Annotated in this window: 26 protein-coding genes; 5 read left to right on the top strand and 21 right to left on the bottom strand. The window is 72.8% G+C overall.

Annotated elements, in window-relative coordinates:
• Positions 1–2: 2 nt before the first annotated feature.
• The 10 genes from pyk to trpC all read right to left on the bottom strand — a co-directional run bounded on the left by pyk (position 3) and on the right by trpC (position 13,778).
• Positions 3–1,451: a pyruvate kinase gene (gene pyk / locus ETU37_RS11595; protein ID WP_129987484.1), complete on the bottom strand. Its 1,449-nt coding sequence runs from the start codon at positions 1,449–1,451 to the stop codon at positions 3–5.
• A 51-nt stretch (positions 1,452–1,502) separates the two neighbouring features.
• Positions 1,503–2,969 (bottom strand): glutamate synthase subunit beta, encoded by a 1,467-nt coding sequence (locus ETU37_RS11590; RefSeq protein WP_129987483.1) that lies wholly within the window; start codon positions 2,967–2,969, stop codon positions 1,503–1,505.
• Positions 2,962–7,527 carry a glutamate synthase large subunit gene (gene gltB / locus ETU37_RS11585; protein ID WP_129987482.1) on the bottom strand — a complete coding sequence of 1,522 codons (4,566 nt, stop codon included), beginning with the start codon at positions 7,525–7,527 and terminating at the stop codon, positions 2,962–2,964. Before gltB ends, ETU37_RS11590 begins: the two co-directional genes overlap by 8 nt.
• A 173-nt stretch (positions 7,528–7,700) precedes the next feature.
• Positions 7,701–8,447: a VIT1/CCC1 transporter family protein gene (locus ETU37_RS11580; protein ID WP_129987481.1), complete on the bottom strand. Its 747-nt coding sequence runs from the start codon at positions 8,445–8,447 to the stop codon at positions 7,701–7,703.
• Between the two features lie 84 nt (positions 8,448–8,531).
• Positions 8,532–9,398, bottom strand: coding sequence for a DMT family transporter (locus ETU37_RS11575; RefSeq protein WP_129987480.1), 867 nt, complete (start codon positions 9,396–9,398; stop codon positions 8,532–8,534).
• A gap of 3 nt (positions 9,399–9,401) precedes the next feature.
• Entirely contained in the window at positions 9,402–10,253 is an 852-nt protein-coding gene (lgt, locus tag ETU37_RS11570; protein WP_129987479.1) for a prolipoprotein diacylglyceryl transferase, read from the bottom strand.
• A complete protein-coding gene (locus ETU37_RS11565; RefSeq protein ID WP_129987478.1) occupies positions 10,250–10,918 on the bottom strand; it encodes an SCO family protein in 669 nt (222 codons plus the stop codon). Before ETU37_RS11565 ends, lgt begins: the two co-directional genes overlap by 4 nt.
• Positions 10,911–11,711, bottom strand: coding sequence for a tryptophan synthase subunit alpha (gene trpA / locus ETU37_RS11560; RefSeq protein ID WP_129987477.1), 801 nt, complete (start codon positions 11,709–11,711; stop codon positions 10,911–10,913). Before trpA ends, ETU37_RS11565 begins: the two co-directional genes overlap by 8 nt.
• A 49-nt stretch (positions 11,712–11,760) precedes the next feature.
• The gene (gene trpB, locus ETU37_RS11555; protein ID WP_276319686.1) at positions 11,761–12,960 is read right to left on the bottom strand and encodes a tryptophan synthase subunit beta; all 1,200 of its coding nucleotides are present in this window, start codon (positions 12,958–12,960) and stop codon (positions 11,761–11,763) included.
• Positions 12,957–13,778 carry an indole-3-glycerol phosphate synthase TrpC gene (gene trpC / locus ETU37_RS11550; RefSeq protein ID WP_129987476.1) on the bottom strand — a complete coding sequence of 274 codons (822 nt, stop codon included), beginning with the start codon at positions 13,776–13,778 and terminating at the stop codon, positions 12,957–12,959. The genes trpB and trpC overlap by 4 nt, the downstream gene beginning before the upstream one ends.
• Positions 13,779–13,938: 160 nt before the next feature.
• Between trpC and ETU37_RS11545 the strand changes: the two genes are divergently transcribed.
• Positions 13,939–14,223 carry a DUF4190 domain-containing protein gene (locus ETU37_RS11545; RefSeq protein ID WP_165372505.1) on the top strand — a complete coding sequence of 95 codons (285 nt, stop codon included), beginning with the start codon at positions 13,939–13,941 and terminating at the stop codon, positions 14,221–14,223.
• 4 nt (positions 14,224–14,227) lie between these two features.
• Here ETU37_RS11545 and ETU37_RS11540 read toward each other — a convergent pair whose 3' ends face one another.
• The 6 genes from ETU37_RS11540 to ETU37_RS11515 all read right to left on the bottom strand — a co-directional run bounded on the left by ETU37_RS11540 (position 14,228) and on the right by ETU37_RS11515 (position 19,536).
• Positions 14,228–14,641: a DUF2752 domain-containing protein gene (locus ETU37_RS11540; protein ID WP_129987474.1), complete on the bottom strand. Its 414-nt coding sequence runs from the start codon at positions 14,639–14,641 to the stop codon at positions 14,228–14,230.
• Positions 14,642–14,666: 25 nt separating this feature from the next.
• Positions 14,667–14,873 carry an HGxxPAAW family protein gene (locus tag ETU37_RS11535; RefSeq protein WP_129987473.1) on the bottom strand — a complete coding sequence of 69 codons (207 nt, stop codon included), beginning with the start codon at positions 14,871–14,873 and terminating at the stop codon, positions 14,667–14,669.
• Positions 14,874–14,941: 68 nt separating this feature from the next.
• Complete coding sequence (locus ETU37_RS11530; RefSeq protein WP_165372504.1) at positions 14,942–15,505, bottom strand: Trp biosynthesis-associated membrane protein; 564 nt, start codon at positions 15,503–15,505, stop codon at positions 14,942–14,944.
• Complete coding sequence (hisI, locus tag ETU37_RS11525; RefSeq protein WP_129987471.1) at positions 15,502–15,903, bottom strand: phosphoribosyl-AMP cyclohydrolase; 402 nt, start codon at positions 15,901–15,903, stop codon at positions 15,502–15,504. The genes ETU37_RS11530 and hisI overlap by 4 nt, the downstream gene beginning before the upstream one ends.
• Positions 15,904–15,934: 31 nt before the next feature.
• Complete coding sequence (locus ETU37_RS11520) at positions 15,935–17,719, bottom strand: ABC transporter ATP-binding protein (protein WP_129987470.1); 1,785 nt, start codon at positions 17,717–17,719, stop codon at positions 15,935–15,937.
• A complete protein-coding gene (locus ETU37_RS11515; protein ID WP_206053880.1) occupies positions 17,716–19,536 on the bottom strand; it encodes an ABC transporter ATP-binding protein in 1,821 nt (606 codons plus the stop codon). The genes ETU37_RS11520 and ETU37_RS11515 overlap by 4 nt, the downstream gene beginning before the upstream one ends.
• 23 nt (positions 19,537–19,559) lie before the next feature.
• Here ETU37_RS11515 and ETU37_RS11510 point away from each other — a divergent pair, with 23 nt between their 5' ends.
• From ETU37_RS11510 to ETU37_RS11495, 4 genes are read left to right on the top strand one after another with little or no spacing between them, the layout of a single operon-like run.
• A complete protein-coding gene (locus tag ETU37_RS11510; RefSeq protein WP_206053879.1) occupies positions 19,560–20,195 on the top strand; it encodes a TIGR03085 family metal-binding protein in 636 nt (211 codons plus the stop codon).
• Between the two features lie 50 nt (positions 20,196–20,245).
• Entirely contained in the window at positions 20,246–20,992 is a 747-nt protein-coding gene (priA, locus tag ETU37_RS11505; RefSeq protein ID WP_129987468.1) for a bifunctional 1-(5-phosphoribosyl)-5-((5-phosphoribosylamino)methylideneamino)imidazole-4-carboxamide isomerase/phosphoribosylanthranilate isomerase PriA, read from the top strand.
• Entirely contained in the window at positions 20,989–21,759 is a 771-nt protein-coding gene (gene hisF, locus ETU37_RS11500; RefSeq protein ID WP_129987467.1) for an imidazole glycerol phosphate synthase subunit HisF, read from the top strand. The genes priA and hisF overlap by 4 nt, the downstream gene beginning before the upstream one ends.
• A gap of 43 nt (positions 21,760–21,802) precedes the next feature.
• Positions 21,803–22,543 (top strand): hypothetical protein, encoded by a 741-nt coding sequence (locus tag ETU37_RS11495; RefSeq protein WP_129987466.1) that lies wholly within the window; start codon positions 21,803–21,805, stop codon positions 22,541–22,543.
• 18 nt (positions 22,544–22,561) lie between these two features.
• Here the strand turns inward: ETU37_RS11495 and ETU37_RS23200 are convergent, their stop codons facing one another.
• Genes ETU37_RS23200 through hisD form a run of 5 tightly spaced genes read right to left on the bottom strand, consistent with a single transcriptional unit; the run spans position 22,562 to position 26,563 of the window.
• Positions 22,562–22,906, bottom strand: coding sequence for a hypothetical protein (locus ETU37_RS23200; RefSeq protein WP_165372503.1), 345 nt, complete (start codon positions 22,904–22,906; stop codon positions 22,562–22,564).
• 12 nt (positions 22,907–22,918) lie between these two features.
• Positions 22,919–23,563, bottom strand: a complete 645-nt coding sequence (hisH, locus tag ETU37_RS11485) for an imidazole glycerol phosphate synthase subunit HisH (RefSeq protein ID WP_129987465.1) — start codon at positions 23,561–23,563, stop codon at positions 22,919–22,921.
• Positions 23,560–24,171 carry an imidazoleglycerol-phosphate dehydratase HisB gene (gene hisB / locus ETU37_RS11480; RefSeq protein ID WP_129987464.1) on the bottom strand — a complete coding sequence of 204 codons (612 nt, stop codon included), beginning with the start codon at positions 24,169–24,171 and terminating at the stop codon, positions 23,560–23,562. The genes hisH and hisB overlap by 4 nt, the downstream gene beginning before the upstream one ends.
• Positions 24,168–25,253 carry a histidinol-phosphate transaminase gene (locus ETU37_RS11475; RefSeq protein WP_129987463.1) on the bottom strand — a complete coding sequence of 362 codons (1,086 nt, stop codon included), beginning with the start codon at positions 25,251–25,253 and terminating at the stop codon, positions 24,168–24,170. The genes hisB and ETU37_RS11475 overlap by 4 nt, the downstream gene beginning before the upstream one ends.
• Positions 25,253–26,563 carry a histidinol dehydrogenase gene (gene hisD, locus ETU37_RS11470; protein WP_129987462.1) on the bottom strand — a complete coding sequence of 437 codons (1,311 nt, stop codon included), beginning with the start codon at positions 26,561–26,563 and terminating at the stop codon, positions 25,253–25,255. Before hisD ends, ETU37_RS11475 begins: the two co-directional genes overlap by 1 nt.
• Positions 26,564–26,613 lie beyond the last annotated feature (50 nt).

The following is a 26,613-nucleotide window of genomic DNA, read 5'->3' as shown; positions in this document are numbered from 1 at the left end:
CCTCAGCCGAAGCGACGGTACGCCGGTGCCACCTCGTTGATCGCGTCGCCCATGCGGTGGATGCGCAGCGCGTTGGTGGAGCCGGGAAGGCCGGGTGGGCTGCCCGCGATGATCACCACGAGGTCGCCCTCGACGACCCGGTTGATCTTCAGCAGGTGCTCGTCGACCTGGCGCACCATCTCGTCGGTGTGCTCGACCTCGGGCGCCTTGAACGTCTCGATGCCCCACGACAGCGCGAGCTGGGAGCGGACCGCCGCGACGGGCGTGAACGCGATCATCGGGATCGGTCCGCGGTAGCGCGACAGCCGGCGGGCGGAGTCGCCGCTCTGCGTGAACGCGACGAGGTACTTCGCGCCGACCCGCTGCGCCACCTCGGCGGCCGCCTTGGCGATGACGCCGCCACGGGTGCGGGGCTGCCAGTCGATGGCGGTCATCCGGCCGAGGCCGTGCACCTCGGTGGACTCGATGATCCGGGCCATCGTCTCGACCGTCTCGGTCGGCCAGTCACCGACGCTGGTCTCGCCGGACAGCATCACGGCGTCGGCGCCGTCGAGCACGGCGTTGGCGACGTCGGACGCCTCGGCGCGGGTCGGGCGCGGGTTGGTGATCATCGACTCGAGCATCTGCGTGGCGACGATGACCGGCTTGGCGTGGCGGCGGGCGACGTCGATCACGTGCTTCTGCAGGAACGGGACGTCCTCCAGCGGGCACTCCACGCCGAGGTCGCCGCGCGCCACCATGAAGCCGTCGAACGCGTCGACGATCCCCTCGATGTTGTCGATCGCCTGCGGCTTCTCGATCTTCGCGATCACCGGCAGGAAGATGCCCTCCTCGTGCATGACCATCCGGACGTCCTCGACGTCCTTGGCCGAGCGCACGAACGACAGCGCGATGAAGTCGACCGTGAGGTGCAGCGCGAAGCGCAGGTCCTCCTTGTCCTTCTCGGACAGGGCCGGCACCGACACGGCGACGCCGGGCAGGTTGATGCCCTTGTTGTCGCTGACGGGTCCGGGCACGACCACCCTGGTCGTCACGTCGGTGTCGTCGACCTCGAGCACCTCGAGTCGCACCTTGCCGTCGTCGATGAGGATCTGGTCGCCCTTCGCGACGTCGCCGGGGAGACCGTCGTACGTCGTCGAGCAGATCTCCGTGTCGCCCGGCACCTCACGCGTGGTGATCGTGAAGGTCGCACCCTCCTCCAGCTGGCACGGCCCAGCCGATACTTTCCCGAGCCGGATCTTCGGCCCCTGCAGGTCCGCGAAGATGCCGATCGCGTGACCGGTGGCGTCGGAGGCCTCGCGGACCATCCGATAGACCTTCTCGTGGTCGGCGTGGCTCCCGTGGCTCATGTTCATCCGAGCGACGTCCATGCCGGCGTCGACGAGCGCCCGGATCGACTCCGGGGAGGAGGTGGCGGGACCGAGGGTGCAGACGATCTTGGCTCTACGCACGCCCGAAGCCTAGCGGACTTGAACGATCCAAGCCCGCCCGTCCGCTGGTCGTCAGACGACCAGCGGACGCTCGGTCGGCTTGATCGGCGCCGGCAGTGTGGTCGCACCCGTGAGGTGCGTGTCGACGGCAGCCGCCGCGGCCCGGCCCTCGGCGATCGCCCAGACGATCAGGGACTGGCCACGACCTGCGTCGCCGGCAACGAAGACACCCGGCACCGTGGAGTGGTACGCCGCATCGCGCTTGATGTTGCCGCGCTCGTCGAGCTCGACGCCCAGCTGCGCCAGGACTCCGTCCTGCTCCGGGCCGGTGAAGCCCATCGCGAACAGGACCAGCTCGGCCGGGATCTCGCGCTCCGAGCCCTCGACGTCAGAGAACCGGCCGTCCTTCATCTCCACCTCGACCAGGCGCAGCGCCCGGACGTTGCCCTGGTCGTCGCCCAGGAACTCCTTGGTCGACACGGAGTAGACCCGCTCGCCGCCCTCCTCGTGCGCGGACGAGACGCGGAACAGCATCGGGTACGTCGGCCACGGCTGGCCGGCCGGGCGCTCCTCCCCCGGCTGCGGCATGATCTCCAGCTGCGTCACGGACTTCGCGCCCTGGCGGTGCGACGTGCCGAGGCAGTCCGCACCGGTGTCGCCGCCGCCGATGATCACGACGTGCTTGCCGGTGGCGGTGATCTGGTCCTCGACGTCCTCGCCGAGCGAGGCGCGGTTGGACTGGGGCAGGAACTCCATCGCCTGGTGGATGCCGGCGAGCTCGCGGCCGGGGATCGGCAGGTCACGCGCGGCGGTGGCGCCGACGGCGAGGACGACGGCGTCGAACCGCTCGCGCAGCTGGTCGCCGGTCACCTCGGAGCCGACGTCGACGCCGGCCCGGAAGATCGTGCCCTCGCGGCGCATCTGGTCGAGGCGCCGGTCGAGGTACTTCTTCTCCATCTTGAACTCGGGGATGCCGTAGCGCAGCAGGCCGCCGACCTTGTCGGCGCGCTCGTAGACCGCGACGGTGTGACCGGCCCGGGTGAGCTGCTGCGCGACGGCGAGGCCGGCCGGGCCGGAGCCCACGACCGCGACGGTCTTGCCGGTCAGCCACTCCGGCGGCTGCGGCCGCACGAAGCCGGAGTCCCACGCCTTGTCGGCGATGGCCACCTCGACGTTCTTGATGGTCACCGGGTCCTGGTTGATGCCGAGGACGCAGGCGGTCTCGCACGGCGCCGGGCACAGCCGCCCGGTGAACTCCGGGAAGTTGTTCGTCGCGTGCAGGCGCTCGGTCGCGCCCTCCCAGTCGTCGCGCCAGACCAGGTCGTTCCACTCGGGGATGATGTTGCCGAGCGGGCAGCCCTGGTGGCAGAACGGGATGCCGCAGTCCATGCAGCGCCCGGCCTGCTTGGTGATGATCGGCAGCAGGGAACGGCCCGCCCCCTCGGGGTAGACCTCGTTCCAGTCTTGCACCCGCTCGTCGACGGGACGGCGGGTCGCGACCTCGCGGCCGTCCTTCAGGAAGCCCTTGGGGTCAGCCATGGAGCGCCTCCATCATCTTCGTCGCGGTCTCGTCGTCGGACAGTCCGTCGGCCTCGGCCTGCTCCTTCGCAGCGAGCACCTTCTTGAAGTCGGTCGGCATGACCTCGGTGAAACGTCGTACGGCGTTCGGCCAGTCGGCCAGCAGCTCCTCGGCGACGGTCGAGCCGGTCTCCTCGTGGTGCTGCTTGACCAGGCCCTCGAGCTCGACGGCGGCGTCGCCGTCGACGGGGGCGAGCTCGACGAGCTCGGGGTTGACCCGGCCCTCGTCGAGGTCGAGCACGAACGCCACGCCGCCGGACATGCCCGCGGCGAAGTTGCGGCCGGTCGGACCGAGGACGACGACGCGGCCGCCGGTCATGTACTCGCAGCCGTGGTCGCCGACGCCCTCGACGACAGCGGTCGCGCCCGAGTTGCGCACGCAGAACCGCTCGCCGACCTGGCCACGTAGGAAGATCTGACCCGAGGTCGCGCCGTAGCCGATGACGTTGCCGGCGATGATCTGGCCGCTCGCGTCGAAGGACGCAGCGCGGTCGGGCCGCACGACGATGCGGCCGCCGGACAGGCCCTTGCCGACGTAGTCGTTGGCGTCACCCTCGAGCCGCAGCGTGATGCCGCGCGGCACGAACGCGCCGAACGACTGGCCGGCCGAGCCCGTGAAGGTGATGTCGATCGTGCCGTCGGGCAGGCCCTCGCCCTTGTAGCGCTTGGTCACCTCGTGGCCGAGGATCGTGCCGACGGTGCGGTTGACGTTGCGGATCGGGATCTGTGCCCGGACCGGGTCGCCGTCCTCAAGCGCCGCCTCGGCGAGCGAGACGAGCTCGTTGTCGAGCGCCTTGTCGAGCCCGTGGTCCTGACCGGTGGTGTTGTGCCGGGCCGCCCCCTCGGGCAGCTCGGGCACGTGCAGCACCGGGGTGAGGTCGAGGCCGGCCGCCTTCCAGTGGTCGACGGCCCGGTGCACGTCGAGCACCTCGGCGTGACCGACCGCCTCCTCGAGGGTGCGGAAGCCGAGCTCGGCGAGCAGCTCGCGGACCTCCTCGGCGACGTACATGAAGAAGTTCACGACGTGCTCGGCCTTGCCGGCGTAGCGCTCGCGCAGGACGGGGTTCTGCGTGGCGACGCCGACCGGGCAGGTGTCGAGGTGGCAGACGCGCATCATGATGCAGCCGGACACGACCAGCGGCGCGGTCGCGAAGCCGAACTCCTCGGCGCCGAGCAGCGCGGCGACGACGACGTCGCGGCCGGTCTTGAGCTGGCCGTCTGTCTGCACCACGATCCGGTCGCGCAGGCCGTTGAGCAGCAGGGTCTGCTGGGTCTCGGCGAGGCCGAGCTCCCACGGGCCACCGGCGTGCTTGAGCGAGGTGAGCGGCGACGCGCCGGTGCCACCGTCGTGCCCGGAGATGAGCACCACGTCGGCGTGCGCCTTGGACACACCCGCCGCGACCGTGCCGACCCCCACCTCGGCGACGAGCTTGACGTGCACGCGCGCCGACGGGTTGGAGTTCTTGAGGTCGTGGATCAGCTGCGCCAGGTCCTCGATGGAGTAGATGTCGTGGTGCGGCGGCGGCGAGATCAGGCCCACGCCCGGCGTGCTGTGCCGGGTCCTGGCCACCCACGGGTACACCTTGTGCCCGGGCAGCTGGCCGCCCTCGCCGGGCTTCGCGCCCTGCGCCATCTTGATCTGGATGTCGTCGGAGTTGGTGAGGTACTCCGACGTCACGCCGAAGCGTCCGGACGCGACCTGCTTGATCGAGCTGCGGCGCTCGGGGTCGTAGAGGCGGTCCGGGTCCTCGCCGCCCTCGCCGGTGTTGGACTTGCCGCCGAGGCGGTTCATCGCGATGGCGAGGGTCTCGTGGGCCTCCTGGCTGATCGACCCGTAGGACATCGCGCCGGTGGAGAACCGCTTGACGATCTCCGACGCCGGCTCGACCTCCTCGATCGAGATCGGCGTGCGACCGGTGGCCTCGCCGTCCTTGAAGCCGAACAGGCCGCGCAGCGTCATCAGCCGCTCGGACTGCTCGTTGACGCGGGCGGTGTACTGCTTGAAGACGTCGTACCGGCCGGCGCGCGTGGAGTGCTGCAGGCGGAAGACCGTCTCGGGGTCGAACAGGTGCGGTTCGCCCTCGCGGCGCCACTGGTACTCGCCGCCGATCTCGAGCTGCCGGTGGGCGGGCGCGAGGCCGTCGACCGGGTAGGCCTTGCGGTGTCGCCGCGCGACCTCCTCGGCGACGGTGTCGAGGCCGATGCCGCCGAGCTTGCTGGTGGTGCCGGTGAAGTAGCGGTCGACGAGCTCCTGGGAGAGACCGACGGCCTCGAAGATCTGGGCGCCGGTGTACGACGCCACGGTCGAGACACCCATCTTGCTCATCACCTTGAGGACGCCCTTGCCGAGGGCCTTGACGAGGTTCTTGACCGCCTTGTCGCCGTCGACGTCGACGTAGTGGGCGTCGCGGGCGAGGTCCTCGACGGACTCCATGGCGAGGTAGGGGTTGACCGCCGCGGCGCCGAAGCCGATGAGCAGCGCGACGTGGTGCACCTCGCGGACGTCACCGGCCTCGATGACCAGGCCGACCTGGGTGCGGGTCTTCTCGCGCACGAGGTGGTGGTGCACCGCGCCGGTGAGCAGCAGCGACGGGATCGGCGCGAGCTCGGCGGTGGAGTGCCGGTCGGAGAGCACGATGACGCGGGCGCCGCCGGCGATCGCGGTCGAGACCTCCTGGCAGATCTCCTCGATCCGCCGCTCCAGGGCCGCTCCCCCGCCCTCGACCTCGTAGAGGCCGCGGGAGACGTGGGTGATGAAGCCCGGCAGGTCGCCGTCGCGGTTGATGTGCCGGATCTTGGCCAGCTCGTCGTTGGTGATGACCGGGAACGGCAGCACCACCTGGCGGCACGACGCGGGCGTCGGCTCGAGCAGGTTGGCCTCCGGGCCGATGGTGCCGGCGAGCGAGGTCACCAGCTCCTCGCGGATGGCGTCGAGCGGCGGGTTGGTGACCTGCGCGAACAGCTGCGAGAAGTAGTCGAACAGCAGCCGCGGCCGGTCGGACAGCGCCGCGATCGGGCTGTCGGTGCCCATCGAGCCGAGCGGCTCCCCACCGGTCCTGGCCATCGGCGTGAGCAGGACGCGCTTCTCCTCCTCGGTGTAGCCGAAGATCTGCTGGCGGCGCGTGACGGAGGCGTGCGTGTGCACGATGTGCTCACGGTCGGGCAGGTCGCCCAGGTGGATCATCCCGGCGTGCAGCCACTCGTCGTACGGGTGCTCGGCGGCGAGCTCGCCCTTGATCTCCTCGTCCTCGATGATCCGGTGCTCGTCGGTGTCGACGAGGAACATGCGCCCCGGCTGGAGCCGGCCCTTGCGGACCACGGTAGCGGGGTCGATGTCGAGCACGCCGACCTCGGACGCGAGCACCACGAGACCGTCATCGGTCACCCAGTAGCGGGACGGGCGCAGACCGTTGCGGTCGAGCACGGCGCCGACCTGGGAGCCGTCGGTGAAGACCACGCACGCGGGGCCGTCCCACGGCTCCATCATCGACGAGTGGAACTGGTAGAACGCGCGCCGGGCGGGGTCCATCTCGGCGTGGTTCTCCCACGCCTCCGGGATCATCATCAGGACGGCGTGCGGCAGGGAGCGGCCGCCCAGGTGGAGCAGCTCCAGCACCTCGTCGAACGACGCGGAGTCGGAGGCACCCGGGGTGCAGATGGGGAAGAGGCGCTCGAGGTCCTCGGCGGATCCGGTCCCGTCGGGGCTGGCGAGCAGGTCGCTGGCGAGCAGGGCCTCGCGGGCCCGCATCCAGTTGCGGTTGCCCATGACGGTGTTGATCTCGCCGTTGTGGGCGATGAACCGGAACGGGTGCGACAGCGGCCAGCTCGGGAACGTGTTGGTCGAGAAGCGCGAGTGCACGACCGCCACCGCCGACTCGACGCGCTCGTCGGTCAGCTCGGGGTAGAACCGGTCGAGCTGGTCGGTGGTGAGCATGCCCTTGTAGGCGATGGTGCGCGACGACAGCGACGGGAAGTACACGTCGGTCTCGCGCTCCGCCCGCTTGCGCAGGCAGAACGCCCGGCGCTCCAGAGGCATGCCGATCAGCGGCGCACCGGTGGTGGCGACGAACAGCTGGCTGAACGACGGCATCACGCTGCGCGAGGTGGCACCCAGCATCGACGGGTCGGTCGGCACGTCGCGCCAGCCGAGGACGGTGAGGCCCTCCTCGGCGGCGAGCTCCTCGATGCGCTGCCGGGTCTTCGCGACGTGCTCGTCGTCGCCGGGCAGGAAGGCCGTGCCCACGGCGTACGAGCGCGGACCGGGCAGCTCGAAACCGAGCGCCGCGGCCTCCTCGCGGAGGAAGCGGTCGGGAACGCCGAGCAGGATGCCCGCGCCGTCGCCCGTGTCGGGCTCGGCTCCGGTCGCGCCACGGTGCTCGAGGTTGCGCAGGGCCGTGATCGCCTTCTCGACGATGTCGTGGCTGGCAACGCCGGTCAGGGTCCCGACGAAGGCAACACCGCACGCGTCGTGCTCGTGTCGCCCGTCGTACAGGCCCTGGGGCGGCGGGAATGCATGCATGGGGCACTCTCCCGTCGTCGTTGCACCTGCCGCCCGAGAGGGCCGGTGCTGCTGTGAGTTGCGAACTAGCTGCGAACTGGCGCGGGACGACATTGGCCCTTGCGGTTCAGGAAGCGTACAACACTCGTCGGTAACCCAGGTTGCCCCGATATCGAGGCATGGAATCCGCCCGGCTAGCCCAGGCCGGTGCCGACCAGCGCGCCGAAGCCGTAGGTGAGCGCGGCGGCCGCCCCGCCGAGGACGAGCTGGCGGAGCCCGCCGAACCACCACGGGCGGCTGGTCACCCGGGTGACGACCGCGCCGCAGGCGAACAGCGCGACCAGGGTGGCGACCAGGCCGGGCGTCAGGGTGCCGGCACCCAGCAGGTACGGCAGCACCGGGACCATCGCGCCGACGGCGAACGCGAGGAACGACGAGACCGCGGCGAGCATCGGCGAGGCCAGGGCGTCGGGGTCGACGCCGAGCTCCTCGCGGGCGTGCACGTCGAGCGCGTTGTCGTGGTCGCGGTGGATCTGCCGGGCGACCTGCTCGGCCAGCTCGGGCTCGATGCCCTTGCCGACGTACATCTCGGCGAGCTCGCGGAGCTCGCCCTCGGGGTTGCGCAGGAGCTCCGCGCGCTCCTTCTCGATCTCCAGCTCGGCGGCCTCGGACTGGCTGGCGACCGAGGTGTACTCCCCCGCCGCCATCGAGAACGCACCGGCGGCGAGACCGGCGAGTCCGGCCAGCACGACGGCGGTGGGAGCGCCCGCGGCGCGGGTGCCGCCCGCGACGCCCGCGATGAGGGCGAGGTTCGAGACGAGGCCGTCCATCGCGCCGAAGACCGCGGGCCGCAGCCAGCCGCCGGTGACGTCGGCGTGCTCGTGCTGGACACCAGGGTTCTCGGGGACGTTGCCGGGGGCGGGGACGGCGTCGCTGGTCATGGTCGGAACATAGCCCGAGGTCAGGGCCCGTTTCATCGAAGGGAAGGCTTGCCTTCGCGCCGGAGGGAGCGCCGACCGGGAGGCTCAGGCGAGGCTCAGCAGCGCTATCCCGCCCAGCACCACGGCGGCGCCGGCGAGCCGACGCGCGGCTCGGGGCTCCCCGAGCAGCCACCAGCCCAGCACGGCGCCAACGACGATGCTGGACTCCCGAAGCGGGGCGACGAGGGACACCGGGGCGGACGTGAGCGCCTGGAGGACGAGGACGTAGGCCAGCGGCGACAGCACGGCCACGGCGAGCACCTCCAGCCAGTAGCGGCGCAGCACCGGTGCGACCTGGGCGCGCCGTCCGGCGCCCGCGACGGTCGCGACCGTCAGCGGGACGGCCTGGAGCAGCAGACCGAGGCAGAAGTACGTCAGCGGCGGTACGGCGAGCGCGGACACGGCGTGGTGGTCCCAGAGCGTGTAGGCCGCGATCGTGAGACCGGTCGCCACACCCCAGAACGTGCCGTCGGCGCGACGGCGGCCACCGCCTCCGCCGAGCGTCATCACCAGCACCCCGAGCACCACGAGGCAGGCACCGGCGAGGGCGGCCGGCCCGGGCGACTCCCCCAGCAGCCCGACCGCGACCACGAGCACGACGAGCGGGCCGACACCGCGGGCGAGCGGGTAGACGAGGTTGAGGTCGCCGGCGGCGTACCCGTGCACCAGCACCAGGTTGTAGGCGACGTGCAGCAGCGCCGAGACGCCGGCGACGAGCAGCCAGCCCCCGTTCGGCCGCTGGCCGCTGACGACGGCCCAGACCAGCGCCGGCGGCACCCACAGCACGGCCGCCCCGACGACGTACAGCCAGACGAGGACGACCCGGTCGGCGACGACCCGCTTGGCGGCGAGGTTCCAGAGGGCGTGCGCGACCGCGGCGGTCAGGACGAGCGCGAGCGCGGCCGGCGTCAAGCCTCAGGCCTCGACGGGCTCCGGGACGCGCAGCACCTGCTCCTCACGGCCGGGGTGCTTGCGTCGCGACCACAGGAAGAACCCGAGCGCGCACAGGAACACGACGATCGAGGTCCACACGTTGAGGCGCAGGCCGAAGACGTCGCTGCCCTGCACCTCGTCGATGCGGAGGTACTCGATCCAGCCGCGGCCGGCGGTGTAGCCCATGACGTACAGCGCGAAGGCGCGGCCGTAGCCGAGCCGGAACCGCCGGTCGGCCCAGATCACCAGGCCAGCCACGCCGAGGTTCCACACGAACTCGTAGAGGAACGCCGGGTGGAACAGCAGGTTCGGGTCCTCGTAGCCCTCCTCGCGGTGCTCCTGGTCGATCTCCAGCCCCCAGGGCAGCGTGGTGGGACGGCCGTAGAGCTCCTGGTTGAACCAGTTGCCCCAGCGGCCGATCGCCTGGGCGATGGCGATGCCGGGGGCGAGGGCGTCGGCGAGCGGGAGGAACTTCGCGTTGTAGCGGCGCGAGCCGATGTAGGCGCCGACGCCGCCGAGCGCGATCGCGCCCCAGATGCCGAGGCCGCCCTGCCAGACGTAGAGGGCGGTGATCGGCTCCTTGCCCTCGCCGAAGTAGAGCCGCCAGTCGGTGATGACGTGGTACAGCCGGCCGCCGACGAGGCCGAACGGCACCGCCCAGATCGCGATGTCGCCGACCTGGCCGGGCTTGCCGCCGCGGGCGACCCAGCGCTTCTCGCCGAGCCAGATCGCGACGACGACGCCGAGGATGATGCACAGCGCGTAGGCGCGGATCGGCAACGGGCCGAGGTGCCAGACGCCTTGGGCGGGGCTGGGGATGCTGGCCAGGATCACGAGCCGCTCACCTCCGGTACGCCGTCGGCGAGGATCGCCTGCAGGTCCTGGGCGATCCGGTCCGGTCCGGTGCCCTCCGTCCACACGACCGGCGCGGTCCCGTCGGGCAGCAGCCCGACGACCTGCGTGCCGTGGTTGACCTCGTAGCCGCCGCTCGGCATCTTCTCGCCCTTCTCGATCGCCACCCCGAGAGAGTGACCCACCTCCACGATGCGCGGCAACGGCCCGGTGAGCCCGCCGAACGACGGGTCGAACCGGTCGAGGTACGCCCGCAGGGTGGCCTCGTCGTCGCGCGCCGGGTCGGTGGTCACGAAGGTCATCCCGATGCGCTCGCGCTCGTCGTCGTCGAGCCGGGTCAGCGCCGAGGCGATGTCGGCCATCACGATCTGGCAGATGTCCGGGCAGTGCGTGTAGCCGAAGAACACCAGCGTCAGCTCGTCCCCGGCGTCGGCGGTGACGGTGTCGAGTGCCTGCTTGCCGCCCTCGGTGTCGGTGAGCGGCACGTCGGAGGCGGCGTACGGCGTGGGCAGCACGGCGCCGTTGAGGCCGTCGTCGTCCTGCACGGTCATGCCCGCGACGGGGCCGCCGTCGTCGGGCGGGGTGCCGACCGAGCAGGCGGAGAGGAGCAGGCCGGACAACCCGGCCGCGACCAGGGCCCTACGCACGTCGCACACCGTCCGCGAGGTCGCGGGTGAGGTCGGCGAGCGCCTCGAGGCCGGTGGTGCGGTCGGGGGCGTCGAGCAGGACGCGCACGAAGGCCGAGCCGACGATGACCCCGTCGGCGTGCCGCGCCACCTCGGCCGCCTGGTCGCCGTTGGAGACGCCGAGGCCGACGGCGACCGGCAGGTCGGTGACCTTCTTGGTCCGCTCGACGAGCGGTGCGGCGAGCTCGCTGGTGGACTCGCGGGCGCCGGTGACGCCCATCACCGCGGTGGCGTAGACGAAGCCGCGGCAGGCGGCCGTGGTCATCGCGAGGCGGGCGTCGGTCGAGGAGGGCGAGACGAGAAAGACCTTGTCGAGGTCGTGCGCGTCGGCGGCCGCGATCCAGCCGGTCGCCTCGTCGGGCACCAGGTCCGGCGTGATCAGGCCGGCTCCGCCGGCGGACGCGAGGTCGGCGGCGAACCGGTCGACGCCGTACCGCTCGACAGGGTTCCAGTAGGTCATCACCAGCGTCGGGGCGCCGGTGGCGGCGACGGCCTCGACGGTGCGGAGCACGTCGCGGGTGCGGACCCCCTGCTCGAGCGCCTGCTGGGCGGCGGCCTGGATCGTCGGGCCGTCCATGACCGGGTCGCTGTAGGGCAGGCCGACCTCGATCGCGTCGCAGCCGTTCTCGACCATGACCTTGATGGCGTCGATACCGCCCGCGACGTCGGGGAAGCCGGCCGGGAGGTAGCCGACCAGGGCGGCGCGGCCCTCGGCCCTCGCCTGGTCGAAGGCGCGGGTGGTGCTGTGGCTCATTCGGGGTCCCCGACGCGGCGCGAGCGAAGCGAGTGGCGTGGTGGGGTGATCACTGGTCCGCCTTGCCGAGTCCGAAGTACTCCACGGCCGTGCCCATGTCCTTGTCGCCGCGACCCGAGAGGTTGACCAGCAGCGTGCTGCCGGGCACCTCCTTGGCGAGGGCGAGCGTGCCGGCGACGGCGTGGGCGGACTCGATCGCCGGGATGATCCCCTCGGTGCGGCTGAGCAGCGCGAAGGCGTCCATCGCCTCGGCGTCGGTGACCGGGCGGTACTCGCCGCGGCCGGACTCGGCCAGGAAGGCGTGCTCGGGCCCGACGCCGGGGTAGTCGAGACCGGCGGAGATCGAGTGGCTCTCGACGGTCTGGCCGTCGTCGTCCTGGAGCACGAAGGTGCGGGCCCCGTGCAGGACGCCGTACTCCCCCGCGCTGATCGTCGCGGCGTGCCGGGGACCCGGGAATCCCTCGCCGCCGGCCTCGAAGCCGACCAGCCGGACGGACGGGTCGTCGACGAACCCGGCGAACAGCCCGATCGCGTTGGAACCGCCACCGACGCAGGCGGTGACCGCGTCGGGCAGGGCGCCGGTGAGCTCGAGGCACTGGGCGCGGGCCTCGTCGCCGATGCCGCGGCAGAACGACTTGACCAGCGACGGGAACGGGTGCGGGCCGGCGGCGGTGCCGAAGACGTAAGCGGTGTGGTCGACGGTCGCGACCCAGTCGCGGATCGCCTCGTTGATGGCGTCCTTGAGGGTGCGGGAGCCGGACTTCACCGCGATGACCTCGGCGCCGAGCAGCTGCATCCGTGCGACGTTGAGCGCCTGCCGCTCGGTGTCGACCTCGCCCATGTAGACGACGCAGTCGAGCCCGAGGTACGCCGCCGCGGTGGCGGTCGCGACGCCGTGCTGGCCGGCGCCGGTCTCGGCGATGACCCGCGTCTTGCCCATCCGCTTGGTGAGCAGCGCCTGCCCGAGCACGTTGCGGATCTTGTGGGCGCCGGTGTGGTTGAGGTCCTCGCGCTTGAGCAGGATGCGCGCGCCGGCCAGCTCGGAGAGCTTCGTGGCGTCGTACAGCAGGCTCGGCGTGCCGGCGTACTCGCGCAGCATCCGCTCGAACTCGCCCGTGAACGCCGGGTCGGCCATCGCGTCCTGCCAGGCGACGGTGAGCTCGTCGAGGGCCGCCATGAGCGCCTCGGGCATCATCCGGCCGCCGAAGCGCCCGAAGGTTCCGTCGCCGGCCTGCGTCGTGGCGGTCACCGGCCGACCTCGCGCTGCTTGAGGGACGGGTGCGCACCGGCGGCGACGAGGTCGGCGACCGCCTCGCGCGGGTTGTCGCCCTTGACCAGCGTCTCGCCGACGAGGACGACGTCGGCGCCCTGCTTGGCGTACTCGAACACGTCGTGCGGCCCCCGCACCCCGGACTCCGCGACCCGGACGACGCCGTCGGGGATGCGAGGGGCGAGGCGGGCGAAGGTGTCGCGGTCGACCTCGAGGGTCTTCAGGTTGCGGGCGTTGACGCCGAGCAGGGTGGCGCCGGCGTCGACCGCGCGCTCGACCTCCTCCTCGTCGTGCACCTCGACGAGCGGGGTGAGGCCGATGGAGACCGCGCGCTCGAGCAGGCCGACGAGGGTGGGCTGGTCGAGGGCGGCGACGATCAGCAGGGCGAGGTCGGCGCCGGCGGCGCGGGCCTCCCAGAGCTGGTACGACGTCACGATGAAGTCCTTGCGCAGCACCGGGACGTCGACGCGGCCGCGCACGGCGCGCAGGTCGTCGAGGCTGCCGCCGAAGCGGCGCTGCTCGGTGAGCACGCTGATCGTGGCGGCACCGCCGGCGGCGTACTCGGCCGCGAGCGACGCGGGGTCGTCGATCGTGGCCAGCGCGCCCTTGCTCGGGCTGGAGCGCTTCACCTCGGCGATCACGCTGACGCCCTCGGCGCGGAACGCCGGCATCGGGTCGAGCGCGTCGGGCGCCTTGCGGGCCATGGCCTTGAGCTCGTCGAGCGACGTCACGGCCTCCCGGGCGGCGAGGTCCTCGCGCACGCCCTCGACGATCTCGGCCAGGACGGACGTGCTCACGACGGCTCCTTCTCCCCCAGGGGTGCTACGGCGAGTCTGCTGACTCTTGATGGCTCTGGTGACTGCGGCGAATCTGCCGTCCTTAGACTCTCATGCGCCGCGGGCGCCGCGTGCCGGGAGGTCCGCCCCGCGAGCGGGCCGAGCCTTGCCTGGGGGAACCATGAGCACGCCCGTGCACCCGCCCGTCCACCGGAGGGCGACGACCGCCCTCGTCGTCGGGGTGGTCACGCTCGTCGGCTTCTGGACCTGCTTCGCCGGGTTCCTCGGCGTCGTCGCCGTCGTCCAGGGGGTCCGGGCCCGAGCCGAGATCCGCGCCTCCGCCGGTGCGCTCGGCGGGGACGGGCGGGCGGTCGCGGGGATCGTCACCGGCGCCCTGGCCGTGCTGCTGTCACTCGTCGTCGCGTACGCCGTGCTGGAGACGTTCGCGACCGGCGGCGCGGCCTAGCGCTCTACGGCAGGAGCCAGGCGCTCACCGGCAGGTTCCGCACCACCCAGAACGCCACCGTCAGCCCGACGCCGGTCAGGAGGAGCAGCCGCACCGTGCGGTCGTCGTACGGCGACCCGCGGCCGCGCCACCCGGCGGCCAGGGACCGCAGCCAGACGGCCGCGAGGACCGGGAGCGACGCCACGAGCAGGAGGTTGCTCGACGCGGCGGCGACCACGTCGCCCCGGCCGAGGTCGTTGACCGCGCGGAGACCGCCGCACAGCGGGCAGGCGGTCCCGGTCAGCGCGAGCCACGGGCAGAACCCGTAGCTGCCGTGCAGGTGCGGGTCGCGCACCTGCAGCAGGAGCGCGGCGGCGAGCGCGACCGCCGCGAGGAGGATCGGCGTGCGGACCCCGCGCCAGCGGGCGGCGGTGGTCATCGCACGGCGTCGTCCGTGAGGGTCGTCAGTGGGAGGAGGACGAGGCCGGCTCGGCGCCGAGGCCCATCTTCTGCATGATCTTGCCGACGATGCCGCCGATCGGGCAGAGCGCGACGCCGACCCAGAACAGCGCCCACTGGTCGATGATCATGCCGATACCGCCGATCACGAACCCGATCAGGATGATCGTCACGCCGGTCCAGGCGGCCGGGGTGTTGCCGTGGTGAGCCATGTCGGTGGTTCTCCCTCTGTCGTTCGTCGGCCGGGGTCGGCGCGCCACAGTCTAGGGGACGGCGATCCTCAGGCCGTCGGGTCCCGACCCTCGTCGAGCGCCTTCCAGAGGTCCTCGTCGGTCCTCGGCGTCGCGGCCGCGTCGCGGGCGGCCGGGTTGTCGTAGCGGCTGCCCATCGCCGGCCAGCCCGGCGCGCGCAGCACGGCGACGACGAGGGCGGCGAGCGAGAGGACGCCGGCGACGAGCGCGGTCCAGTACCAGGCGGTGATCGACGTCGCGAACACGTCGGAGGTGGCGCCCGCAGCACGCGCGGCCTCGACGGCTGCGGCGTCCACGTCGCCGTACGCGAGGACGACCGCGGTCACGACCCCCGCGGCGGCGAGCGCGCCGACGACCGCGACGACGCGGCGGGCCCGGCCGCGCAGCACGAGGAGCACACCCCACGACGCGAGAGCGACGAGCGCGAGGGCCAGGGCCAGCGGCGCGGTCTGGGCGCCGTCGGCACGGCCGGTGGCGGCGACGCCGGCGTTGTCGCCGGTCGCCTCGCCCCAGTCCTGGGCCGCGGCGACGGCGGTGAGCGCCGCGGCCGCGAGACCGCCGAGGACGGTCGGTCCGAAGCTGCGGTCCCTCACACCGCTCCCGGCGTGGTCGGCGCCACCGGCGTGGCCACGGTCAGCTCGCGCGCGTCGAAGCAGGTGCGGTCACCCGTGTGGCAGGCCGCGCCCTCCTGGTCGACGGTGACGAGCAGGGTGTCGCCGTCGCAGTCGAGGCGGACGCCCTTGACCCACTGGCGGTGACCGGAGGTCTCGCCCTTGACCCAGTACTCCTCGCGGGACCGGCTCCAGTACGTCGCGCGGCCGGTGGTGAGCGTGCGGTGCAGCGCCTCGTCGTCCATCCAGCCGACCATCAGCACCTCGCCGGTGTCGTGCTGCTGCACCACGGCGGTGACCAGGCCGGCGTCGTCGCGCTTGAGGAGGGCGGCGATCTGCGGGTCGAGACGTTGACCTGAGCCTGTCGAAGGGGTGCTCACCGGGCCAGTCTCCCACCGGGGCGGACGTGACTCAGAGCAGGGACTGCTGCGCGATCCAGGACGCGTGCAGGCGGCCGTAGACGCCGCCCTCGACCAGCAGGGCAGCGTGCGGGCCACGCTGCACGATGCGGCCCTTGTCGACCACGACGACCTCGTCGGCGTTCTCGGCGGTGGACATCCGGTGCGCGATCGTGACGGAGGTGCGGCCGCGGGTGAGACGTTCGAGCGCCCGGCCGATCCGCATCTCCAGCGCGGGGTCGACCGCCGAGGTGGCCTCGTCGAGGACGAGCAGGTCGGGGTCGGCGAGGTGGGCGCGGATCAGCGCGGCGAGCTGCCGCTCCCCCGCCGACAGCGACTCGCCGCGCTGCCCGACCGGGGTGTCGAGGCCGCGCGGCAGCGTGTCGAGCCAGTCGGCCAGGCCGAGCTCGGTCGCGGCCGCGACGATGTCCTCGTCGGTGGCGTCGAGCTTGCCGTAGAGCGCGTTGGCGCGCAGCGTCGAGTCGAACAGGAACCCCTCCTGCGGCACCATCACCACGCGGTCGCGCAGCGACGAGAACGGCACGGTGCGGAGGTCGACCCCGTCGAGTCGCACCACGCCGGAGGTGGGGTCCATCAGCCGCGTGAGCAGCTTGGCGAGCGTGGTCTTGCCCGAGCCGGTCTCGCCGACGACGGCCACGCGCGTGTTCGGCGCGATGTCGAGGTCGACGTCGTGCAGCACCGGCCGGCCGCCGGGGTAGGCGAACGTGACGTCCTCGAACCGGATCGCGACCGCACCCTTCGGCAGCACCTCGCCCGCGGCGCCGGGGTCGACCACGTCGGCGGGGGTGTCGAGGATGCCGATGACGCGACGCCAGCCGGCGATGGCGTTCTGCGCGTCGGTGAGCACCTGGGTGCCCATCTGGACCGGGCCGACGAACAGCGTGACGAGGAACGCGAACGCCAGCACCTCGCCGGCCGTGATCGTGCCGTCGACACCGAGCAGCACCCCGAAGATCAGCACGCCGGCGTTGGCCAGGCCGGCGGAGACACCGCCGAGCGAGAACGAGAACGCCGTGAGCCCCTGGGCCTTGGTGCTGGCCTGCTTGTAGCGGTCGATCGCCCCGTCGATGCGCTCCTGGGTGCGGTCCTCGATGGCGTAGGAGCGGACCGTCGCCGCGCCCACGACCGGCTCCGAGATCGCGCTGAGCATCACGCCGACCTGCTGACGGACGATGCCGTACGCCGCGGAGAGCTTGCGCTGGAAGTAGCGCAGGGAGAGGAACAGCGGCAGGAAGCAGATCCAGACGACCAGCGTGAGCTGCCAGGAGTAGAACAGCATCACGACCGTCGCGATCGCGATCTGCCCGACGCTGACCACGGCGATCAGGCCGCCGAAGATCAGGAACTGTGACACCTGGTCGACGTCGGAGGTGACACGCGAGACCAGGGCGCCGCGGCGCTCGGTGTTCTGCGTGAGCAGCGGCAGGTCGTGGACGTGCCGGAACGCCTTGATCCGCAACGTCGCGAGACCGCGCTCGGCGGCGGTGAACAGCCGAGCGGTCATGAAGTACGACGCCACGGCGGTGACCAGGATCGCGGCGCCGGCGAGCGTGGCCATCCAGCCCATGAACGACAGGTCCGGCTCACCGGCGGCGCCGAGGCCGCGGTCGAGGGTCTGCTGGACGGCGATCGGGACGACGACCCGGCCGAGGGTGGACAGGACGGCGAACGCGAAGGTGCCGCCGATCCCCTCGCGCAGCTCGGGCGAGAACTCGATGCCGCGGCGGATGGTCTGCCAGGCACCGATCTCCTCGCCGGTGTCGAGGGTCGTGCTCACCTGCTCACCTCCGCCTGCTCGTCGGGGTGCTCGACCTCGTAGGCGTTGACGAGGTGGGCGTAGCCGGGGCTGCGGTCGAGCAGCTCGGCGTGGGTGCCCTGGTCGGCGACCCGGCCGTCGCGCAGGTAGACCACCTGGTCGGCGAGCGCGATCGTCGCCTTGCGGTAGGCGACGACCAGGACGGTCGAGCCCTCCTGGCCGGGGGTGCCCCGCAGCGCGGCGAGGATCCGGGCCTCGACCTCCGGGTCGACCGCCGACGTGGCGTCGTCCATGATCAGCAGCCGCGGCCGGCGGACCAGCGCGCGGGCCAGCGAGAGCCGCTGCCGCTGGCCGCCCGACAGGGACGTGCCGCGCTCCCCGAGGCGGGTGTCCAGGCCGTCGGGCAGCGCGGCGACGAAGCCGTCGGCCTGCGCCGTGCGCAGCGCGGCCCACACGTCCTCGTCGGGGACGTCGGCGCCGAGCGCCACGTTGCCGCGCACGGTGTCGTCGAAGAGGAACGCCTGCTGCGGCACCAGCGCGACGTGCGCGGCGAGGGCGCCGGGGGCGAGGGCGCGCAGGTCGGTGCCGTCGAGGCGTACGGCGCCGTCCCGCGGGTCGACGAGGCGGACGAGCAGCGACGTCAGCGTGCTCTTGCCGGACGCGGTCGCGCCGACGACGGCCACGGTGCGGCCGGGCTCGGCGTCGAAGGTCACGCCCTCGAGCAGCGGGGGCCCGTCGTCGTAGCGGTAGGCCAGGTCGTCCACCTCGAGCAGCGCGCCCGGCCGGCCCCGCTCGGGCGCCGCGGCGCCGTACTGCATCTCGCCGGTGGCGGCGAGCACCGCGGACACCCGGCGGAAGCCGACGACGCTGCGCGGGAACTCGCCGAGCAGCCAGCCCAGCGACCGGATCGGGAAGGCCACGATCGTGAGCAGGTAGCCGATGGTGACCACGTCGCCCGGGTCGGCCTGGCCGTGGAGCACGCGCTGCACGCCGACCGCGAGGACCGCGAGCACGCCGAGGTTGGGCAGCGCCTCGAGCGCGGGGTCGAAGAACGCGCGGACGTGCCCGGCCTTGATGTTGGTGTCGCGGAGCTGGTGGGCCTTGCGGGCGAACCGCTCGGTCTCCTCCTGCTCGCGGCCGAGCGTCTTGACGACCTGCGCGCCGTCGAAGGACTCGTGGGCGACCTCGGACACCTCGGCGCGCAGGGCCTGCGCGCGGGTCATCAGCGGCGACTGCAGCCGCTGGAACACCAGGTTGGCCAGGATGACGGCCGGGAAGACCAGCAGGCCGACGAGCGCCATCACCAGGTCGGTGAGCAGCATCTGCAGCACCGCGATGACCATCATCGCGACGGTGCCGACGGCCATCGGCAGCGGCGCGATCGGCGCCCACGCGGCCTCGACGTCGGCGTTGGCGTTGGAGAGCAGCTGCCCGGTCGGGTGCTTCTGGTGCCAGGACATCGGCAGGCGGAGGTACTGCCGGGTGACGTCGCGGCGGTAGTGGGCCTGCATGCGGTACTGCATGACGCCCGCGCCGAGCCGGCGCGCGACGATCCCGACCGCGCGGAGGATCGCGACGCCGAGGAACAGCGCGAGCACCGCGACGAGCCCGCCCCAGCCGACCTCGCCGGTCTCGAACGCCGGCAGCACGACGTGGTCGGTCGACCAGCCGAGCACCCAGGCGTCGGCGACGGTCAGCGCGCCGAAGAGCAGGCTGCCCAGGGTGGAGACCGTGAAGATCCACGGCTCACGGCGGATCGCCACCCCGAGGACCGCGAACCCGTCGCGCAGGGTGCTGCCCGCCGAGACCGAGGAGGACCGGTCGCGGGTTCGACTCACGGGCACAACCCTAGGCTGAGGGGGTGACAGTCCGGATGGCGCAGTCGGAGCGCGCGGCGCTCTGCGACACGGCCCTGCAGGTCGGCGAGGACCAGCCCACGCTCTGTGGCGACTGGACCGTGAAGGACCTCGTGGCCCACCTCCTCGTCCGCGAACGCTCCCTCGGCGCGGTCGGCATCGCCGTGGCGCCGCTGGCCCGGGTGACCGAGGCGGAGATGCGCCGTGTGGGCAAGGCCGGCTTCGCCGAGCTCGTCGAGCGGCTCCGCGGAGGGCCGCCGCTGTGGTCGCCGTACGCCGTCCCGAAGATCGACCAGCTGACGAACACCCTGGAGTTCTTCGTCCACCACGAGGACATCCGGCGCGCTCAGGACGGCTGGGAGCCGCGCGTGCTCGGGGACGACGAGCAGAAGCTGCTCTGGTCGATGGTCCGCACCGCCGGCAAGCAGCTCGTCCGCAACGCCACCGTCGGCGTCTGGCTGCGCAACGCGACGACCGGCTCCGAGGTGGTGCTCAAGGACGCGTCCGAGCCCGTCGTCGTGACCGGCGTGCCGAGCGAGCTGACGATGTTCGCCTTCGGCCGGCAGCAGCAGGCCCGGGTCGAGCTGTCCGGACCCGACGAGGCGGTGGCCACCCTGACCGGGGCGTCCCTCGGTTTCTGAGCCCTGAGACCGGGCACCGTCACGGGCTCCACGGCTCCTAGGCTGGAGCCATGAGCGCTTACCTCGAGCTGCTGCCCGCCGTCGACATCGCGGACGGCCAGGCCGTCCAGCTGGTGCAGGGCGTCGCCGGCTCGGAGAAGCACTTCGGCGACCCGGTCGAGGCCGCGCTCAACTGGCAGCGCCGCGGCGGGGAGTGGATCCACCTCGTCGACCTCGACGCGGCGTTCGGCCGCGGCCACAACCGCGACCTGCTCGCCAAGATCGTCGGCACCCTCGACATCAAGGTCGAGATGAGCGGCGGGATCCGCGACGACGACTCGCTCGAGGCCGCGATGGCCACCGGCTGCCGCCGGGTCAACATCGGCACCGCCGCCCTGGAGCAGCCGGAGTGGTGCGCGCGGGCGATCGCGTCGTACGGCGACCGGGTGGCGGTCGGCCTCGACGTCCGCGGACGCACCCTCGCCGCCCGCGGCTGGACCCGCGAGGGCGGCGACCTCTACGAGGTGCTCGCACGGCTCGACTCCGAGGGCTGCGCGCGGTACGTCGTCACCGACGTCAACAAGGACGGCATGCTGCAGGGCCCGAACCTCGACCTGCTGCGCGACGTGTGCGCCGCCACGGACCAGCCCGTCGTCGCCTCCGGCGGCATCACCGAGCTCGCCGACCTCGAGGCGCTGCAGGGGCTGGTCGAAGACGGCGTCGAGGGCGCGATCATCGGCACCGCGCTGTACGAGGGCCGGTTCACCCTCGAGGAGGCGCTCACCCTCACCCTGCCGAACGGGCCGAGCGGCGCATGAGCCTCGCGGTCCGGGTCATCCCCTGCCTCGACGTCGACGGTGGCCGCGTCGTCAAGGGCGTGAACTTCCAGGGCCTGCGCGACGCGGGCGACCCCGTCGAGCTGGCCAAGCGGTACGACGCCGAGGGCGCCGACGAGCTGACCTTCCTCGACATCTCCGCCTCCCACGAGGGCCGGGCGACGACGATGGAGATCGTGTCGGCGACGGCCGAGCAGGTCTTCATCCCGCTCACCGTCGGCGGCGGTGTCGGCAGCGTCGAGGACGTCGACCGGCTGCTGCGCGCCGGCGCCGACAAGGTCGCGGTCAACACCGCGGCGATCGCGCGACCCGACCTGGTCGCCGAGATCGCCGACCGGTTCGGCAGCCAGGTGCTGGTGCTGTCGGTCGACGCCCGCCGGGCCGGTCCCGGCACCGCCACCGACAGCGGCTTCGAGGTCACCACGCACGGCGGCCGCACGAGCGCCGGCCTCGACGCGATCGCCTGGGCGAAGCAGGCCGCCGACCTCGGCGCCGGCGAGATCCTGCTCAACGCGATGGACGCCGACGGCACCCGCGAGGGCTTCGACGTCGACCTGATCCGGCTCGTCCGTGCCGAGGTCTCGATCCCGGTGATCGCGTCGGGTGGGGCCGGTGCGGCCGAGCACTTCCCGCCGGCGGTGGAGGCGGGGGCGGACGCCGTCCTGGCGGCATCGGTCTTCCACTTCGGCACCGTCGCCATCGCCGAGGTCAAGGACGCCCTGCGCGGCGCCGGGCACGCCGTCCGCTGAAAACCGGCGGCGCGGCGGCCGTCGTTCCCGCAGAATCTGCGCCATGCCGACCCTGCACACCGCCGCCGAGCGCCCCGACCTCTGGGAGCGCGGCATCGAGTCCGAGGACGTCTGGCCGGAGTACAACCTGCACGGCGACGTGCTCAACCAGTACTGGGGCCGGCTCGACCAGGAGCTCGCCGACTTCCAGTTCGTGCTGTACGACGAGGCGACGGACACCGTCCTGGCGGAAGGCCACACCGCCCCGATCTTCTGGGACGGCGACGACGCGACGCTCCTGCCCGGGATCGACGCCGCCATCACCGCGGCGTTCGCCGACGGGGAGCGCGAGCGCGCCAACACGCTCTGCGCGCTCGCCGCGGAGACGCCGCGCGACAGCCGGGCGCGCGGCATGGCCGTCGAGATCCTCGGCGCGATGCGCACCCTGGCCGGCCGGCACGGGCTGACCCACCTGGTCGCGCCGGTGCGGCCGTCGTGGAAGGAGAGGTACCCGCTGACCCCGATCGAGCGGTACGTCACCTGGCGACGCGAGGACGGCCAGCTGCTCGACCCGTGGATGCGGGTGCACGAGCGGCTCGGCGCCCGCGTGGCCACCCCGCTGCCCGAGTCGATGCTGATCTCCGGGACCGTCGCGGAGTGGGAGTCGTGGACGTCGATGGTCTTCCCGGAGAGCGGCGAGTACGTCTTCCCCGAGGGCCTGGCCACCCTGCGGATCGACCGGGAGAACGACACGGCGACCTACTGGGAGCCGAACATCTGGCTGGTGCACCCCGACCTGCCCTGAGGCGGGCCGGCTCGCGGGTCAGCGACGGACGAGCATGTGCTGGAGGACGGGGTAGGCCAGAACGCTGACCACCAGCGCGGCAAGCCGGGCCTCCCAGTCGGGGCGGACCACCCAGCACAGGATGTTCAGCGCGAGCAGGAGCGCGACCAGCAGGCCGCGCTGGATCCGGCGCCTGCGCGCCAGCGCGCCGGTGTCGCGGCCGACCGGGCGCAGCCGGGGCAGCCGGTCGGTGGTGTGCCGGCGGACGGCCTTCGACCTGGCCGCGCGGCGCTCCCGCCGCTCGGCCTCGGCCGCGCGCGCGGCCGCCCTCACTGCCGCCTCGCGCTCGCGCTCCTCGCGCCGGCGGGCGCGCTCCTTGCTCATCGGGCCACCGGCTCAGGCGGCCTTCAGCGAGCCGACCCAGTTGGCCAGCAGTCGGGCACCGGCGTCGCCGGACTTCTCCGGGTGGAACTGGGTGGCGCACAGCGGGCCGTTCTCGACGGCCGCGACGAACCGGTCGCCGCCGTGCTCGGACCAGGTGACCAGCGGCGGCCGGGTGCGGCCGTGGGTGCGCAACGTCCAGTCGCGCACGCCGTACGAGTGCACGAAGTAGAACCGCTCGTCCTCGATCCCGTCGAACAGCAGGCTGCCCTCGGGCGCCTCGACGGTGTTCCAGCCCATGTGCGGCACGACGGGCGCCTGCAGCCGCTCGACGACGCCGGGCCACTCGTCGAGCCCCGCGGTGTCCTCGCCGTGCTCGACGCCGTGCTCGAACAGCACCTGCATGCCCACGCAGATGCCCAGCACCGGTCGGCCACCGGCCAGCCGGCGGCCGATGACCTCGTGCCCGCGGACGGACCGGATGCCCTCGACGCACGACCGGAACGCGCCGACGCCGGGCACGACGAGGCCCGCGGCCTCCTGCGCGGCGGCACGGTCGGCGGTCAGCGTGACGTCGGCACCGGCGCGTTCGAGGGCGCGCACGGCGGAGCGGAGGTTCCCCGAGCCGTAGTCGAGGACCACCACGGGGGGTGCGGTCACAGGCTGCCCTTGGTGGACGGCACGCCGGTCTCGCGGGGGTCGAGGGCCACCGCGTCACGCAGCGCGCGGGCGACCGCCTTGAACTGCGCCTCGACGACGTGGTGCGGCTCGCGCCCCGACAGCACCCGCACGTGCAGGGCGATCTGGGCGTGGAAGGCAAGCGTCTCGAAGACGTGCCGGGTCAGCGCGCCGAGGTAGCCGTCGCGACCGATGGCCACGAACTCCTGGCCCTCGGGCTCGCCGATGTGCACGCAGTAGGGCCGGCCGGACACGTCGACCACGCCCTGCACGAGCGCCTCGTCGAGCGGCACGGTGGCGTCGCCGAAGCGGCGGATGCCCTTCTTGTCGCCCAGCGCCTCGCGGAGCGCCTCGCCGAGGACGATTGCGGTGTCCTCGACGGTGTGGTGGGCGTCGATGTGGGTGTCACCGTCGGTCTGGATCGTCAGGTCGATCAGCGAGTGCCGGGAGAACGAGTCGAGCATGTGGTCGTAGAAGCCCACACCCGTGTGCACGTCGCCGCGCCCGGTGCCGTCGATGTCGAGCTCGACCAGGACCTTGGACTCCTTGGTCGTCCGCTCGATGCGTGCTCGTCGCGCCTGCGCACTCATGGGGTTCCCTTCCCTGTCACGTCCACCAGGGCTGCCCGGAAGGCAGCCATCTCCTCGGGCGTCCCGATCGACACCCGCAGCCAGCCGTCGGGGCCGGTCTCCCGGATCAGCACGCCCCGGTCGAGCAGCCCCTGCCACACAGCATGCCGGTCGTCGAACCGGCCGAACAACGCGAAGTTCGCGTCGGAGTCGGCTACGTCGTGGCCCTGCGCGCGCAGCCAGTCGACGGTCCGGTCCCGCTCGGCACGCAGGTCGTCGACCCGGCCGAGCAGCTCCGCGCTGTGCCGCAGCGCCGCCAGCGCGACGGCCTGGGTCACCGAGGACAGGTGGTACGGCAGCCGCACGACCCGCAGCGCGTCGACGATCTCGGTCGACGCGGCGAGGTACCCCAGCCGTGCGCCGGCCAGGGCGAAGGCCTTGCTCATCGTGCGGCTGACGACCAGGTTCGGCGTGGCCGACAGCAGCTCCAGCGCGCTCGGGGTGCCGGCGCGGCGGAACTCGCCGTACGCCTCGTCGATCACCAGCACGCCGCCGACCTCCGCCGTCGCCGCGGCGAGCGAGCCGACGGTGTCGGGCGGCAGCGCCGTGCCGGTCGGGTTGTTGGGCGACGGCAGCAGCACGACCGTCGGCCGGTGCTCCTTGACCACCGACACGGCGTGCTCGACGTCGAGGCTGAAGTCCTCGGCGCGGTGGCCCACGACCCAGCCGGTGGCCGTGTCGCGGGCGTACTCGGGGTACATGGAGTACGTCGGCGCGAACGACACCGCCGTACGGCCGGGGCCGCCGAACGCCTGCAGCAGCTGCAGCATGACCTCGTTGGAGCCGTTGGCGGCCCACACCTGGTCGGCGGTGACGCCGTGACCGAGGTACGCCGCCAGCGCCTCGCGGAGCGCGCGGGCCTCACGGTCGGGGTACCGGTTGAGCGAGCGGGTCGCCTCTGCCACCGAGCGCGCGACGTCGGCGACGACGTCCTCGCTCGGGGCGTAGGGGTTCTCGTTGACGTTGAGGGCGACGGGCACGTCGAGCTGCGGTGCGCCGTACGGCTGGATCCCCCGCAGCTCCTCACGCAGAGGAAGCTCCATCACGCCTCCTGGTCGAAGCGCACGCGGATGGCGGCGCCGTGGCCGGGCAGGTCTTCGGCCTCGGCGAGCGCGACCACGTGGTCGGCGACGCCGCGCAGGGCGGGCTCGTCGTAGGAAATCACGTGCACGGCCTTGCGGAACGCGCGGACCGACAGCCCGCCGCTGTGGCAGGCGCAGCCGGCGGTGGGCAGGACGTGGTTGGAGCCGGCGGCGTAGTCACCGAGCGACACCGGGGCGAACGGGCCGACGAAGATCGCGCCCGCGTTGACCACCCGCGCGGCCCAGCGCTCGGCGTCGCGGGTCTGGATCTCGAGGTGCTCGGCGGCGTAGGCGTTGACGACGGCGAGGCCCTGCTCCAGGTCGTCGACCAGCACGATGCCGGACTGGGCGCCGCTCAGCGCGGTGCGCACCCGCTCGACGTGGCGGGTGACGGAGACCTGTTTGTCGAGCTCGGCCTCGACGTCGGCGGCGAGCTCCTCGGAGGTGGTCACCAGCACGGACGCGGCCAGCGGGTCGTGCTCGGCCTGGCTGAGCAGGTCGGCGGCGACGAACGCCGGGTCGGCCGTCTCGTCGGCCAGGATCGCGATCTCGGTGGGGCCGGCCTCGGAGTCGATGCCGACGACGCCCTTCAGCAGCCGCTTGGCCGAGACGGTGTAGATGTTGCCGGGCCCGGTGACCAGGTCGACCTTGCGGCACGGACCGGCGCCGTAGGCGAACATCGCGATCGCCTGGGCGCCGCCGACGGCGTACACCTCGTCGATGCCGAGCAGCGCGCAGGCCGCGAGGATCGTCGGGTGCGGCAGCCCGCCGTGCTCCGCCTGCGGCGACGAGGTCAGCGCGATCGAGCCGACCCCGGCGACCTGCGCCGGGACGACGTTCATCACGACGCTGGACACGAGCGGGGCGATGCCGCCGGGGACGTACAGGCCGACCCGCTCGACCGGGATCATCCGCTGGGTGACGGTGCCGCCGGGCACGACCTCGGTGACCTTGTCGTGCTCGAGCTCGGCCTCGCAGGTGCGGCGCAGCCGCGCGATCGACTCCTCGAGCCCGGCCCGCACCGCTGGGTCGAGGCCGTCGAGTGCCGTGCGCAGCGCCTCGGCGGGCACGGCGATGTCGGTCTGCTCGACGCCGTCGAAGCGGGCGGCGTACTCCGTGATCGCCTCGACCCCGCGATGACGGACCGCGTCGCAGATCGGGCGCACGACGTCGAGGGCGGCCTCGACGTCGAACTCTGCGCGCGGCACGACGGCGCGGTAGTCCGGGGTCGCGTCGTCGGCGCGGCCCCGGAGGTCGGTACGGCGGATCATGGCCACCAGTCTAAGAGCGGGGCCGACACGGCTCCGCGGGCGTTCCGAGC

The organism is Nocardioides iriomotensis (genome assembly GCF_004168035.1).
Classification (GTDB): domain Bacteria; phylum Actinomycetota; class Actinomycetes; order Propionibacteriales; family Nocardioidaceae; genus Nocardioides_B; species Nocardioides_B iriomotensis.
This window is presented reverse-complemented; position numbering and strand designations above follow the sequence as displayed.